Below are 13,630 nucleotides of genomic sequence, written 5' to 3'. Positions count from 1 at the left end.
GGATGACCCTGATTCCGGGCTTCCACCGCCTTCCTCCGCCCTTTCCGCTACGCTCCAAGGACGGAGGAAGGCGGTGGCGGAGTTGCACTTCTAACTTGACGGTGGGTAGAAACCATTTCCGGGAAACCATTTCCTTATTGTCCTTTCAGCACCCGGCATGCCGTTTCTATCATGGTGTCTTTCCCCTGGGCGATGTCTTCGCTGGTCATGTCTACTTTCACGTCAGGGTCGATACCGAATTCCAGGTGGTTCATTTCGGGGTCGAGCATCGGGCTGGCAGAGAAACGGATGGACCAGCCGCAGGGGATTTCCGATGAGAAGGGAAGCCCTGAGCCTCCGCCTGTCTTGTCACCTACAAGGGTCACGTTGGGGAACTGGTTCATGCTGTTCACAAAATCGTTGGTGGCACTATAGGCACGGCGGTTGGTGAGCACTACCACCGGCTTTTGCCACCGGATGCCGTCCGAAGGCTCGATGTAGACAGGTTTGGGGTCGGAAAAATCATCGTGGGCAGGTCCCGTCTTGTGGTACATATAGCCTACAAGCACCCGCTCGTTGGTGAAACGTGCCGCCAGTTTTTGTGCCGTGGTCAGGTTTCCGCCTCCGTTATCCCGTACATCTACAATCAGTCCGTCGCATACGGCAAGCGAGTTCAGGGTCTGGTCCAGATTTCCGTCTCCAATGCCGTTCGAGAAACTTTCGCAATAGATGTAGCCGATGTTGTTCTCCAGTATCGACCAGGTAATGCCCGATGAGTTCACGTAGTCTTTTCCTAGGTAATTGCTCTGGATGCTGTCACTGAAATTATGGGGGAAGGCGTCAAACCATGCGCGGTATTGCGATGTGCCGATGGAACTGGACAGGTTGACATGCCCGTCTCTCAGCTCGTTCACCATGTCCGAGAGCACTTCGTAGAGGTTTTCCCACGTCATGTCGGACGTGATGCGCTGGGCGTAGCGGGTGTGCACTTCGTCCCAGTCCAGCCCGTATTCTTCGTGCTTGTATTCCAGAAAGCAATATTGTTCGTCAATGATTTTCCAGAGGGACTCGAAGTTCGATTCGGGCGTATTGCCTGATATGTCTTCGCGGATGCAGGAGGCGAACAATGCCTGCACGGTAATGCATAGGTAGAGGATATATTTTCTCATGGTTTAAAACGGAGTTATTTTAGGTGGCGTGGTCATGTGTTTCTTTCCATGGAACAGGTACAGATTGCGCACGACGCCTATCATGAAGTCGTGCGAGTAGGTATGGCTTTTCAGGTTGTTTACCTTTGCTTGCTGGAGGTCGCATACGTAGCCCACACGCATCACCGTGTTTCCTACCGGGAAGTCGAGGGTAAGGAGCTGGCGCAGGGACGGGTTGTTGTGCAGGGAGGTGAACACTACGTTCCGTCCTCCGTTGCCCAGCGAGAATATTTCGTAATACGATTCGCCGAACTCAGGCGAGAACATCACGCCCAGCAGGGGCAGGTTCGCTTGCCAGCGTACCGTGAGCGGATAGTTCTTGATGCGGAACCGGTAGATGAGCATCCCTGATGCCCCTAAGCCCCCGTAGGCTTTTGCCTGAGCAGGGTTGTTCGAGTTGCGCCGGTTGTATACCACGCCTGCATTGAGGTCGAGCATGGGACCGAAAAGTATCTTCAGTCCCTTGGCAGGGTGGAACTGGTAATGCAGGGCATAGCTCCAGTTCACCAGCCCGCCGTACGTATGGTTGGTCTGCGAGATGTTTTCGGTGTACGAGGCATGTAGCTGGAACAGGTTTTGCGCCGAAACGTTCCCGTCCATCAGGCGGGTCATCCGCATCGTTTCGTAGGCGAAGCGCACTTCTGGACCTTCGTATTCCAAGGGCGAGAGATAGGTCTCGAATGTGTTGTTGTGTCCGGCTCCTATCATCACCGAGCGCATCACGTGGCGTGTGGCTTGCAGGGAGTCTTGCGCTTGGATACGGGTCGGAAGGCAGGTTAAGACTATCAGAATAAAAACACAGAGGCGCAGAGGCACAGAGGCTTTATTTTTTATTCTCAGTGTCTTTGTGTCTCTGTGTTCGATATAAATCAATGTTTTCATTCTTCTTCGTTATCGAATAGGTTCATTTGTCCGTTTTCGTCTTCGGATGTTCCGTTATCTTCTGTGTCGGGAACTTCTTCGGGTTCCGGCATACGGGTAGGTTCCAGTTCGTTTACCTCGCCCACGGTGTAGGTGGTGAGGCGTTTGCCCTTAGCCTTGTAGCTCTTTATGCCTACAAAGTCGGACGCTTCTACTATTAGCGGTTCCCGGAACGCGTCGTGTCCGCCGAATACCACCTGGATGCGCGGATAGGCTTCGGGGCTGAGCAGGAGCAAACGGTTTTGCTTGTTCTCGCCCAAGTAGTTCTGGCGCTTGCTTGTCGCCTCGAAGCAGAAGCGTTTCAGGTATGGGTAGTTCTGCTGGTCGGCATCGTAGAGCACGGCGGTCCACACCTTGTCGGCATCAAACTTCTCGATGAGCCGGATATCGGGGTCGTAATGGTTGTTCAGGTCGAAGTCGGTAGTATAGAAGTCGCCGTCTGTATGTACCACGAGGATGCGGTCATCGCTTTGGAACTCGCCTAAGTATTGTCCGCGTCCGTCGTAATTGAGGCGTAACACATCGTGGTCGAACCACACCTTGCGTCCGCCCAGGGTAGAGCCTCCGCGTTGTTTCAGCCCGATTTTGTGTACCTCGTACTTGGTGAGCAAGTTGCCCATCGACTGGCGTCCCTTGATGTTGATGGTGCTGAAGTCGCGTTCGAACACCAGTTTCTTGATGCGCGGGTTGGGGCGCAGGGTCACTTTCACGGTTTCCGCCTCGCCGTTGGGGTTGGCGGTGAAGTAGACGATGCGCGAACCCGGTGTGCCTTGCGTCACGTCGTACTCGCGGTCGCGTATCATCGAAGTCACGTTGAAACGCTTGATGTAGTGGTATCCGTCTTTCCCGTCGCGGTAGATGACGTTGTAGATAGTACGCTTGTCGTTCTTCTTGAACACGTTGACGTAGAGGATGTTCTTGCCTACGAAGAGCTTGTCCTGTACGCGCACCACCTTGTATTTCCCGTCGCGGTAGAAGATGATTACATCGTCGATATCGGAACAGTTGCACACGAATTCGTCCTTTTTCAGCCCCGTGCCGATAAAGCCTTCCTCGCGGTTGATGTAGAGTTTTTCGTTGGCTTCCGCCACTTTTGTGGCTACGATGGTGTCGAAGTTTCGTATCTCGGTGCGGCGGGGGAACTGTGCTCCGTATTTCTCTTTCAGGCGGCGGAACCAGGCGATGGTATAGTCGGTAATGTGCGCCAGGTGGTTTTCGGTCTCTTCGATGTCCGCCTTCAGCCGGGCGATGTTCTCGTCCGCCTTGTCTTTGTTGAACTTCAGGATGCGTGCCATCTTGATTTCCATCAGGCGCAGGATGTCATCCTTGGTCACTTCGCGCACCATTTGGGGGTAGAACGGGGTGAGCCGCTCGTCGATGTGGGCACAGGCGGCGTCCATGTTTTCGGCTTGCTCGAAGCCGCGGTCTTTGTAGATGCGCTCTTCGATGAAGATTTTCTCCAGCGAGGCGAAGTGCAGGGTCTCCAGGGTCTCGTCGCGCTGTATTTCCAGTTCGCGGCGCAGAAGCCCGAGGGTGTGGTCGACCGACTTGCGGAGCACCGTGCCTACCGAGAGGAAATGCGGCTTCTTGTCCTCGATGACGCAGCAGTTGGGCGAGATGTTCACTTCGCAATCCGTAAAGGCATAAAGGGCGTCCAGCGTCTTGTCCGACGAGGCTCCGGGGGCGAGGTGTACCAGTATTTCCACCTTGTCGGCGGTATTGTCGTCTACCTTGCGCACCTTGATTTTCCCTTTTTCTACGGCTTTCAATATGGAGTCGATGAGCGACGATGTGGTTTTCCCGTAGGGAATTTCGCTGATGCAGAGTGTCTTGTTGTCTATTTTCGATATCTTGGCACGTACGCGCACCACTCCGCCCCGCTCGCCGTCGTTGTAGCGCGACACGTCTACCGCCCCTCCGGTCTGGAAGTCGGGGTAGAGGTGGAACTCTTCGCCGTGCAGGTAAGCGATGGCTGCATCGCATAACTCATTGAAGTTGTGAGGCAGGATTTTCGATGAAAGTCCTACGGCGATGCCTTCTACGCCCTGTGCCAGCAACAGGGGGAACTTGACCGGCAGGGTTACGGGTTCGCGGTTGCGCCCGTCGTAAGAGGCTTGCCATTCGGTGGTCTTGGGATTGAACACCACGTCGAGGGCGAATTTCGACAAGCGTGCTTCGATGTATCGGGGGGCGGCTGCATCATCGCCCGTGAGGATGTTTCCCCAGTTTCCCTGGCAATCGATGAGCAGGTCTTTCTGCCCCAGCTGCACCAGCGCGTCGCCGATGGAAGCGTCGCCGTGCGGATGGAACTGCATGGTGTGCCCCACGATGTTCGCCACCTTGTTGTAGCGTCCGTCGTCCAGCCGCTTCATGGCGTGCAGGATGCGCCGCTGCACCGGTTTCAGTCCGTCGTTGATGTGGGGTACGGCACGTTCCAGAATGACGTACGAGGCATAGTCGAGGAACCAGTTCTGATACATTCCGCTCAGCTGGTATTTCACTGCCTTGTCCGCCGGCGAGGCGGGCTTGTAATTCGTATCCGATTCTTTTTCAGGTATATCCGTTGTTTCGTTTTTGTCTAATGTGTCGTCGCTCATAATTGTTTTCTGCTTGATGCAAATGTACGGATAATTATTGGAAAAAACAAGTGCTTTGATGAATGGAATGGAACGCAGAGATGCAGAAGCACAGGGGGACCTCCGTTGCACAGTTACAACCGTTACAATTGTTACAATTACAGTTGATGTAAGTTGAAAATCAGATAGCGGGAAAAACTTGTTATAAATTATATATTATATATATTTATATATAAATATATATAATATATAATTTTAATAGGTGGATTTCTTTTTTTGTCCGGGATTGAAAAAGCATTTTACATTAACTGTAATTGTAACAATTGTAACGCATAGCAATGGGATAAGGCCCTTTCAAAAACGGCTTTTATCGGATATAGCTGCATCGTGCCGGGGATATACGTGCATAGCCCGGTGCAGATAGGTGCGTGTGTCATGCAATATATATATATATATTCCCTATCGCAGTTAGAAGCTGTTTTGAATTTATCGTGCGATGATTTGGGATGAGTTTTTGAGGCATTTTCGCTTCTGTGATGAGGAAGATAGCGGGCTATCTGACGAAGAACAGGAGCGAAAAAGACCAAAAAATCGCCCAAAGCACACACGAAAACGGATACATCAAGCCAAGAAAAACTTTTTGGAGAAATTCAAAACAGCTTCTTAGTCTGTTTTCCGTAACGAGCGGAGTACCGGAATCGCTACGGGCATGGCGAAGATGAACGAACAGAAGTCGGCTACGGCCTGGCTCATCTCTACCCCTTGCAGACCTAAGCAGTGGGGTAGCAGGATGATAAAGGGGATGAAGAACAGCCCTTGGCGTGCGGAGGCAAGCAACACGGCACGTACGGGCTTGCGGATGGTTTGGAGCAGCATGTTGCAAAGGATGACCCACGTGCCCAATGGCAATGTGATAAGCTGCCAGCGCAAGGCACGTGCACCTACGGCGATTACCTCGGCGTCGTCTTCGCGGAACCATGCCACGATTTCGGGTGCGTAGATGTAGCCGACAATTGAGCAGAGGGTGAGAAACACTACCCCTACTTTTACGCAGAACCAGAAGCCTTGTTGTACGCGTGGGTAGATACCTGCGCCGTAATTGTAGCCGCATACGGGCTGGAAGCCTTGGCCGAAACCGATGAGGAAAGAGTTGATGAACATGCAGATACGTCCCACGATAGACATGCCCGCAATGGCGGCGTCGCCATACCGTCCGGCGGCTACGTTGAGCAGGATGGCGGCAAGGCTTGCCAGTCCCTGCCGGCAGAGCGAGGGGCTTCCTCCGTAAAGGATTTCGCGGAAATAAGCTAGTTGTGGCGTGAAGTTGCTCAGGCGGATGCGGATGTTTTCTCCCCGGCTGTCCATGTAGAGCAGGATGCCGAAGCTGCACACCTGTCCGCACAGCGTGGCGTATGCCGCTCCGGCGATGCCCATGCCGCATACGAAGATGAACAGCGGAGCCAGCCCGATGTTGAGCACCGTGCCGGCGGTGATGCCCACCATGGCGTAGGCGGCGTTGCCTTGAAAGCGCATCTGGTTGTTCAGCACCAGCGACGATGCCATGAAGGGCGCTCCCAGCAGGATGATGCCCAGATAGGTCTCGGTATAGGGCAGGATAGTGGGGGTAGAGCCCAGTATGCGGCAGATAGGGGTCAGGAACAGGAGCCCGAAAAGCGTGATGAGGCATCCCATGATGAAGGCGCTGAAGAATCCCGTTGCCGCCATTTTCTCGGCGCTTTGATAGTCGCGCGCCCCCAACCGGCGCGAGATGAAATTGCCCGACCCGTGTCCGAAGAAGAATCCGAACGCCTGTATGATAGCCATGACCGAGAAGGAAATCCCTACGGCGGCGGTGGCCTGGGTGTTGATTTTCCCTACGAAATAGGTATCTATCATCACGTAGAATGAAGTGACCAGCATGCTGACGATGGTGGGTATGGCAAGCGACCCTATCAGCCGGGGGATGGGGGCGGTGGTCATCAGGGTATATTTGTCGATGTGCTTGTGTTTCATAACCGTTTTTTCATGGATTGCCGGTGCAAATTTAGTGAATTTGGCGGACGGTGGACTGAAAAAGGAAGAAAAAGATTGGCGCTTTCAGAAGAAAGGTGTATATTTGCAAAAATGGAGGATGAAAGGAAAACAAATAAGCAAGTGATGCTTGGTGAACTTGGAAAATATTGTATTGATATTTCTAAGTTAGTTTTTGGTGGCGTGGTTTTGGCTGGTATTATGAAACTGGACGTAAATCGTGCCTTGTTGTTCGGATTGGGAACAGTTGTTGTCTTATTGACGGTATCTGCGGGTCTTATATGTATATTATTGGCAAATTCTAATAAAGAAAAATGAGTTATGGAATTGATTTTGTTTTTGTCTTTTTTCGGATTGATAGCTTTAGGGATTATTATGTGGGGAGTGAATCAGTTGCGGAAACAGCAATCTCATAAAATCTCATAAAAGCATTGGATGAATGCGTGTAGTAAGCAAGATTTGAGGGCTATACGGATTATTTTGCTTATCTTTGCAGAAACCAAAAGAATAAAACTATGGAACAGACTTTGAAACAACCGGCGGAACAGGCTGCTTTTACCCGCGAGGAACTGATGCGCAGGCTGGAGGAACACCGGAGGAAGAAAAAAGAACTTATTGAAACCATACAGAAAGAAATGCACGACCGTATTAAGGAACGTACGGGAGAGGATGTGACATCTTTTAATGTGTGGTGATATGATGACATTGAATTTGCAACGGGTCAATGCGTGTAGCCCGTATGTTTTGCAAGAGTCAAGCAGGCCCCTGCTTTATGAATTTATAACGGATTATGGCATTGATTACACGATAGGTTTTGCATTGAGCGACCTTTTGCCGGGAGTTGAATGTTACGAATTTGTAATTATCAATTCGAATAATCGCAAGTCTCTTCGTGACTATAAATTGCGGGAGACGGTTTATGCGCTCATTTACGAGTTTTTCAGCCAGCCCGATGCTGTGATGATATACCTTTGCGATACAAGCGACGGGAAGCAGGAAGTGCGCCAACGCTTGTTCGCGTCTTGGTTCTATTCTGCCGACCGTAAATACTCATTTAATTATTTAAGCTCGATGATAACGGACGATGAAGGCGTGGAGAACATTGTTGCCCTCTTGTTCCGCATCGACCATCCGCGGGCGGTGCAAATCAGTGGGGAGTTTGCACGTGCGGTGCAGCTCTTTCACGAGAAGCCCGAATGAAAACGGGGCGATTTGTTCCTGATTCGCATAAATTAATAAACTTGTGCTTCTTTTTTATGGATAAATCCGTATCTTTGTGCGCATTTATGAGTTTCGGAATTAATAATTTAAAGATAAAGAAAAATGGCACAAGAAGACGTTTTCAAGAAATTGGTTTCGCATTGTAAGGAATATGGCTTTGTGTTTCCGTCGAGTGAAATTTACGACGGACTGGGAGCCGTTTACGACTATGGACAGAACGGTGTGGAACTGAAAAACAACATCAAGCAATACTGGTGGCAGAGCATGGTGCTCTTGCACGAAAATATCGTGGGAATCGATTCAGCAATCTTCATGCACCCCACTATCTGGAAGGCTTCGGGGCACGTAGACGCATTTAACGACCCGCTTATCGACAACCGCGACTCGAAAAAGCGTTATCGTGCCGATGTGCTGATTGAAGACCAGATTGCGAAATACGACGAAAAGATAAACAAGGAGGTGGCAAAGGCCGCCAAGAAATACGGCGATGCTTTCGACGAGCAGGAATTCCGTTCGACCAATGCACGCGTGCTGGAGCATCAGGCGAAGCGTGACGCCCTGCACGAACGCTATACACAGGCGATGAATGCCGGACCGGACCTGAACGAGCTGCGCCAGATTATCCTGGACGAAGAAATCGTGTGCCCCATCTCGGGCACGAAGAACTGGACCGAGGTGCGCCAGTTCAACCTGATGTTCTCTACCGAAATGGGCTCTACCGCCGATGGCTCGATGAAAGTCTACCTTCGTCCGGAAACCGCACAAGGTATTTTCGTGAACTATCTGAACGTGCAGAAGACAGGGCGCATGAAAATCCCCTTCGGCATCGCCCAGATAGGCAAGGCGTTCCGCAATGAAATCGTGGCACGCCAGTTCATCTTCCGCATGCGCGAGTTCGAACAGATGGAAATGCAGTTCTTCGTTAAGCCGGGCACCGAGCTGGAATGGTTTAAGAAGTGGAAGGAAACCCGCCTGAAATGGCACAAGGCGCTGGGCTTCGGTGATGACCATTACCGTTATCACGACCACGAGAAGCTGGCGCATTACGCCAATGCAGCTACCGACATCGAGTTCCTGATGCCGTTCGGGTTCAAGGAAGTGGAAGGCATCCACTCGCGCACCAACTTCGACCTGAGCCAGCACGAGAAGTTCTCGGGCAAGAGCATCAAGTATTTCGACCCCGAAATCAACGAATCTTATACTCCGTATGTCATCGAGACTTCTATCGGCGTAGACCGTATGTTCCTGAGCGTGATGAGTGCTTCGTACACGGAAGAGAAGCTGGAAAACGGCGAGACACGCGTGGTGTTGAAGCTCCCTGCCGCCCTGGCTCCGGTGAAGCTTGCCGTGATGCCGTTGGTGAAGAAAGACGGGCTGCCCGAAAAGGCGCGCGAGATTATGGACGACCTGAAGTTCCATTTCCATTGCCAGTACGACGAGAAGGACTCTATCGGCAAGCGTTACCGCCGTCAGGATGCCATCGGTACGCCGTATTGCGTAACGGTAGACCATCAGACGCTGGAAGACAACTGCGTGACGTTGCGTAACCGCGATACGATGGAGCAGGAGCGTGTGGCTATTGCCGACCTGAACAATATTATCGCCGACAAGGTGAGCATCACCAGTCTGCTGAAAACCTTGCAATAATGAAAAGGTCGACAAAGACATATTGTGGCTGGCTATGGATACTCGGTATGGTAATGTGTGTCTTTGCTTCGTGTAGCGACGATACACCTACCGCCGACCCATACGCCGATTGGGAAGCGCGCAACGTAGCTTATATAGACTCCATTGCTGATGTTGTAGCCAATCCGCCTGCTGGAGAAACATGGTACCGTTATGCGAACTATAAAATCCAGAACGATGGAATGGGTACAGATTTAACCCTGACCAACTCAGATTATGTGTACGTAAAGGATTTGACGGAAGCGGATGCTGAATTAGGTGAAACACCGTTTGCAACCGATACGGTAGCGGTACATTATCGCGGATGGTTGATAAACGGAGAAGTGTTCGACCAAAGTTATTCCGGAGATTGGAATGCGGAGGTACATGTGCCGGTTTCGTTTGCGGCAAGCGAGGTGAGAACCGGTTGGACTACTGCCTTGCTTCATATGCAGGAAGGCGAGCATTGGGAGGTTTATATCCCGTATCAGATGGGATATGGAACATCGGGAAATGGTACTATTCGTGGGTATTCCACATTGATATTCGACCTTCGTCTGGAGGAAGTGATTCATCCTAAAGGTCCGGACGACCGGAGCCGGAAAGCAATTTCTCTGGCAACGGAAAATCAGGTATCCGTTGACGAATAATCCGCGGTATAACCTCACTGCATTGCATGATAAAAGAACAAATATCGGAGATAAGGCTGGTTACAAAGCTTTATCTCCGATGTTGTTTTTATACTTATTTTTGAATTATATTGTGTGAAAAATTCCGCTCCGGATTCGTCTTGGAACATAAGGGCATAAAAAAAGGAGTACCGCTGTACTCCAACCTTTTGTTAACCTTAAATCTAATACTATGAAAAACACATTGCAAATGTACGGACTTTTATTGAATCTGCAAATAATCCAGAGGAAAATATCTGTTTTATAACATTGTTTAAGATATCGGCGCCGGATATTAGGGGTATTGAAAGGCTTTTTAGTTATCTTTGCCGATGTAAAAGTATAAAAAGAAGATAACAAGACTATGGCATTTAACGCGACAAAGAAAGAATGGAGTGAACTCTATGCGTTTTTCCGTTTGCTGGCAGACGGACAGGTGTATGCCGGTACGCCGGATGTGAAACAGAATGAAGCTGTGTGCCTGCCGGTGGCTATGGTGCAACGTGAAGAACACGATGGGACACGCCGGTACGTAATCGGGAAGAATGAAGTGAGGATATGTGGAGAACAAATGGATAAGCGCGTTCCGAGGGAAGATTTTGCTACGGTATCGGAACTGGTATTACAGGCTTTGCGTGAATCGGAAACCGATGATGTTGCCTCGCCCGAAGGAGTGGAAGGCTTCTTGGACGAAGTGGCGATATACAATCTGGAAGCCAAAACCGATGACCGTACCGATTTTAAGGTAGCGTTCTATCGTGAAGACGCGCCCTTGACGGGCTTCTGTGTGCGTTCGAGGCTGGGAGCATTATATCCCTTGCTGGACGGTGGGAGGGCCGCAAACTTCAAGTTCGAGCAGACTGGTATCAAGTTTCCGGTACCTGCTGTGGCAAAAATCAATGCCTTTGGTGAGGAAGAAGATGTATTGGGGCGTATGCTGATGATAGAACGTATGGGAGGAAACTTGAAGTATAATGATGTGGCTGACAAGATTTTCCGCAGCAACCTCTCGATGATAGACCTGCACATGGGACGCTTGTTGGGTGAAATGACCCGGCTGATGTGGCTGGAGGGCAAGACTAAGGTATCCGATCTGACAGAAGCCATCAGGCAGCTTAACCCGCTGAAGATTAAGGATGAATTGATTGTCAAGCACGGTTTCTACGATTATAAGATAAAAGAATTCCTGCTTGCTGTTGCTACCGGTATGCGTCCGGCAAAGATATACAACGGCATCGATTCGGCTATCGACGGATGCTTGTTGGTGACGGGAAATGGAGATGTGCTTTGTTACCAGCGGGCTTTCCGCCAGGTATTTGCCGACTTCCTTTTCTACAATACGCGTCTGGAAAAAGGTTCTACCTCTAAAGACAAGTATGGCTATCTGGAGCGTGAGAACGGTGTGTATTATTTTAAGCTGAATCTGAAAGTAGGACTGACGAAACGGTGATGAAATCTTTCCGCTACAGGTTATACGGATTTTATCTTTGAATACAGACAACACACAAGTGTAGTACATTAGTAAATAAAAAATACGACTATGGAACAAGAAGGGAAAATGATTATTTATCAGGTATTCACCCGTTTGTTCGGAAACAGAGGGCTCCGCAATAAGATAAATGGAACCTTAAGTGAAAACGGGTGTGGAAAAATGGATGATTTTACCAACAAGGCCTTGCACGAGATCAAGAAGCTGGGCGCTACTCATATCTGGTACACGGGTATCCTCGCCCATGCTTCGCAGACCGATTATTCGGCTTACGGCATTCCGCGCAACCATCCGGCAGTAGTGAAGGGAAAAGCGGGCTCGCCATATGCTATCCGTGATTATTACGATGTAGACCCGGACTTGGCTGTTCATGTAGACCGCCGCATGGAAGAGTTTGAGACTTTGGTGCAACGCTCGCACACAAACGGGTTGAAGGTGATTATCGATTTTGTCCCCAATCATGTGGCGCGTCAGTACCATTCGATAGCTAAGCCCGAAGGTGTGAAAGATCTGGGTGAGGATGATGACCCGTCGAAGGCATTTGCTCCGGATAATAATTTTTATTATATTCCCGGTGCCCATCTTGGCGGTGAGATAGATTTCTATGATGAAGAGCAGGGATTGTATGATGAGATGCCTGCCAAGGCTACTGGCAACGACCGTTTTGATGCTTACCCCAACAAGACCGATTGGTATGAAACGGTAAAACTGAATTATGGTGTAGACTACATAGGCAATACGGGCAATCATTTCGATCCCGAGCCGGACACGTGGCACAAGATGTTGGATATCCTGTTGTTTTGGGCTTCGAAAGGCATCGACGGTTTCCGGTGCGACATGGCAGAGATGGTGCCTTGCGAGTTTTGGGGCTGGGTCATCCCGAAAGTGAAGACGCATTATCCGGCATTGGTCTTTATTGCCGAGGTATACAATCCGGATGAATACCGTAATTATATCTATAAAGGGCATTTCGATTATCTGTATGATAAGGTGGGGCTGTATGATACCTTGCGTGCATTGGTGTGCGGATATACATCGGCAACCGCCATTACCGGGTGTTGGCAGCGTGTGAATGACATCCAGCCGCACATGCTGAACTTCCTGGAGAATCATGACGAACAGCGTATCGCTTCCGATTTCTTTGCGGGCGATGCACGCAAGGGGCTTCCGGCATTGCTGGTTTCGGCTTGCATGAACACCAATCCGATGATGATTTATTTCGGGCAGGAATTGGGTGAGGAAGGAATGGATTCGGAAGGCTTTAGCGGACGTGACGGGCGCACCACGATATTCGACTATTGGAGCATCCCCAGCATCCGCCGTTGGAGCAATCACGGGCGTTACAACCTGCATTTGCTGAACGCTAAAGAAAAGGAAATCCGTCGCTATTACCAACATGTGCTCAACCTGTGTCAAACAGAAGCTGCACTTTCCAAGGGTAGTTTCTTCGATCTGATGTATGTCAATCAGGGCGGCTGGCTGATGAACGAGCACCGCCAGTATGCATTCTTGCGCAAGTATGGCAAGGAAGTGATTCTGGTTGTGGCAAACTTTGAGGCTATCCCCGTGCATATCGGTGTGACTATTCCGCAACATGCATTCGATTTTCTTCATCTGCCTTCGTTTGCACGGTGCAATGTCACTGACCTGCTGACCGGAAAGGAAGAAATCATCTCGTGGATGCCTGATAAGGCGGTCACGATAGATGTGCCGGCACTGGGCGGGAAGATGCTGAAGCTTTCTTTTTGAATTTATGCGGCAAATGTAGAAGCTGTTTTGAATTTATCGTGCGATGATTTGGGATGAGTTTTTGAGGCATTTTCGCTTCTGTGATGAGGAAGATAGCGGGCTATCTGACGAAGAACAGGAGCG

At 50.2% G+C, this 13,630-nt stretch carries 12 protein-coding genes; 8 read left to right on the top strand and 4 right to left on the bottom strand.

Annotated elements, in window-relative coordinates; translation table 11 throughout:
- Nucleotides 1–134: 134 nt before the first annotated feature.
- The 3 genes from B5F71_RS16425 to B5F71_RS16415 are packed head-to-tail and all read right to left on the bottom strand — an operon-like array spanning nt 135 to nt 4,705.
- On the bottom strand, nt 135–1,148 hold the full coding sequence (locus tag B5F71_RS16425) for a S41 family peptidase (RefSeq protein ID WP_013618564.1): 1,014 nt from the start codon (nt 1,146–1,148) through the stop codon (nt 135–137).
- Nucleotides 1,149–1,151: 3 nt separating this feature from the next.
- Nucleotides 1,152–2,069 (bottom strand): DUF3316 domain-containing protein, encoded by a 918-nt coding sequence (locus tag B5F71_RS16420; RefSeq protein ID WP_087212418.1) that lies wholly within the window; start codon nt 2,067–2,069, stop codon nt 1,152–1,154.
- The gene (locus B5F71_RS16415; protein ID WP_087212415.1) at nt 2,066–4,705 is read right to left on the bottom strand and encodes a DNA gyrase/topoisomerase IV subunit A; all 2,640 of its coding nucleotides are present in this window, start codon (nt 4,703–4,705) and stop codon (nt 2,066–2,068) included. The genes B5F71_RS16420 and B5F71_RS16415 overlap by 4 nt, the downstream gene beginning before the upstream one ends.
- Before the next feature lie 475 nt (nt 4,706–5,180).
- On the opposite strand from B5F71_RS16415, the gene B5F71_RS16410 reads away from it, so the two are divergent.
- On the top strand, nt 5,181–5,351 hold the full coding sequence (locus B5F71_RS16410) for a hypothetical protein (RefSeq protein ID WP_158098125.1): 171 nt from the start codon (nt 5,181–5,183) through the stop codon (nt 5,349–5,351).
- Here B5F71_RS16410 and B5F71_RS16405 read toward each other — a convergent pair.
- Nucleotides 5,348–6,697, bottom strand: coding sequence for an MATE family efflux transporter (locus tag B5F71_RS16405; protein ID WP_206423855.1), 1,350 nt, complete (start codon nt 6,695–6,697; stop codon nt 5,348–5,350). The two genes, B5F71_RS16410 and B5F71_RS16405, sit on opposite strands and share 4 nt — an antisense overlap.
- 12 nt (nt 6,698–6,709) lie before the next feature.
- Here B5F71_RS16405 and B5F71_RS16400 point away from each other — a divergent pair, with 12 nt between their 5' ends.
- The 7 genes from B5F71_RS16400 to B5F71_RS16370 all read left to right on the top strand — a co-directional run bounded on the left by B5F71_RS16400 (nt 6,710) and on the right by B5F71_RS16370 (nt 13,507).
- Nucleotides 6,710–7,033 (top strand): DUF6722 family protein, encoded by a 324-nt coding sequence (locus B5F71_RS16400; protein ID WP_225226339.1) that lies wholly within the window; start codon nt 6,710–6,712, stop codon nt 7,031–7,033.
- Nucleotides 7,034–7,230: 197 nt separating this feature from the next.
- Nucleotides 7,231–7,410 carry a hypothetical protein gene (locus B5F71_RS16395; RefSeq protein ID WP_022039398.1) on the top strand — a complete coding sequence of 60 codons (180 nt, stop codon included), beginning with the start codon at nt 7,231–7,233 and terminating at the stop codon, nt 7,408–7,410.
- 1 nt (nt 7,411) lies between these two features.
- Nucleotides 7,412–7,915 (top strand): DUF6169 family protein, encoded by a 504-nt coding sequence (locus tag B5F71_RS16390; protein ID WP_087212407.1) that lies wholly within the window; start codon nt 7,412–7,414, stop codon nt 7,913–7,915.
- A 123-nt stretch (nt 7,916–8,038) separates the two neighbouring features.
- A complete protein-coding gene (locus tag B5F71_RS16385) occupies nt 8,039–9,583 on the top strand; it encodes a glycine--tRNA ligase (protein ID WP_013617809.1) in 1,545 nt (514 codons plus the stop codon).
- Entirely contained in the window at nt 9,583–10,251 is a 669-nt protein-coding gene (locus B5F71_RS16380) for an FKBP-type peptidyl-prolyl cis-trans isomerase (RefSeq protein ID WP_087212404.1), read from the top strand. Before B5F71_RS16385 ends, B5F71_RS16380 begins: the two co-directional genes overlap by 1 nt.
- A gap of 382 nt (nt 10,252–10,633) precedes the next feature.
- Nucleotides 10,634–11,719 (top strand): HpaII family restriction endonuclease, encoded by a 1,086-nt coding sequence (locus B5F71_RS16375; RefSeq protein ID WP_087212401.1) that lies wholly within the window; start codon nt 10,634–10,636, stop codon nt 11,717–11,719.
- Nucleotides 11,720–11,809: 90 nt separating this feature from the next.
- Complete coding sequence (locus tag B5F71_RS16370; protein ID WP_087212398.1) at nt 11,810–13,507, top strand: alpha-amylase family glycosyl hydrolase; 1,698 nt, start codon at nt 11,810–11,812, stop codon at nt 13,505–13,507.
- The last annotated feature ends 123 nt before the right edge of the window (nt 13,508–13,630 follow it).

Origin of the sequence: Bacteroides sp. An269 (genome assembly GCF_002159755.1) — a bacterium.
GTDB lineage: Bacteria > Bacteroidota > Bacteroidia > Bacteroidales > Bacteroidaceae > Phocaeicola > Phocaeicola intestinalis.
The sequence above is the reverse complement of the archived record's forward strand: the minus strand, read 5'-3'. Positions and strand labels throughout refer to the sequence as shown.

Coding starts and splice junctions, on each gene's coding strand:
- B5F71_RS16415 (WP_087212415.1), bottom strand. CDS start 4,705: ATGAGCGACGACACATTAGACAAAAACGAAACAACGGATATACCTGAA.
- B5F71_RS16395 (WP_022039398.1), top strand. CDS start 7,231: ATGGAACAGACTTTGAAACAACCGGCGGAACAGGCTGCTTTTACCCGC.
- B5F71_RS16425 (WP_013618564.1), bottom strand. CDS start 1,148: ATGAGAAAATATATCCTCTACCTATGCATTACCGTGCAGGCATTGTTC.
- B5F71_RS16380 (WP_087212404.1), top strand. CDS start 9,583: ATGAAAAGGTCGACAAAGACATATTGTGGCTGGCTATGGATACTCGGT.
- B5F71_RS16400 (WP_225226339.1), top strand. CDS start 6,710: ATGGATTGCCGGTGCAAATTTAGTGAATTTGGCGGACGGTGGACTGAA.
- B5F71_RS16420 (WP_087212418.1), bottom strand. CDS start 2,069: ATGAAAACATTGATTTATATCGAACACAGAGACACAAAGACACTGAGA.
- B5F71_RS16385 (WP_013617809.1), top strand. CDS start 8,039: ATGGCACAAGAAGACGTTTTCAAGAAATTGGTTTCGCATTGTAAGGAA.
- B5F71_RS16405 (WP_206423855.1), bottom strand. CDS start 6,697: ATGAAACACAAGCACATCGACAAATATACCCTGATGACCACCGCCCCC.
- B5F71_RS16390 (WP_087212407.1), top strand. CDS start 7,412: ATGATGACATTGAATTTGCAACGGGTCAATGCGTGTAGCCCGTATGTT.
- B5F71_RS16370 (WP_087212398.1), top strand. CDS start 11,810: ATGGAACAAGAAGGGAAAATGATTATTTATCAGGTATTCACCCGTTTG.
- B5F71_RS16375 (WP_087212401.1), top strand. CDS start 10,634: ATGGCATTTAACGCGACAAAGAAAGAATGGAGTGAACTCTATGCGTTT.
- B5F71_RS16410 (WP_158098125.1), top strand. CDS start 5,181: ATGATTTGGGATGAGTTTTTGAGGCATTTTCGCTTCTGTGATGAGGAA.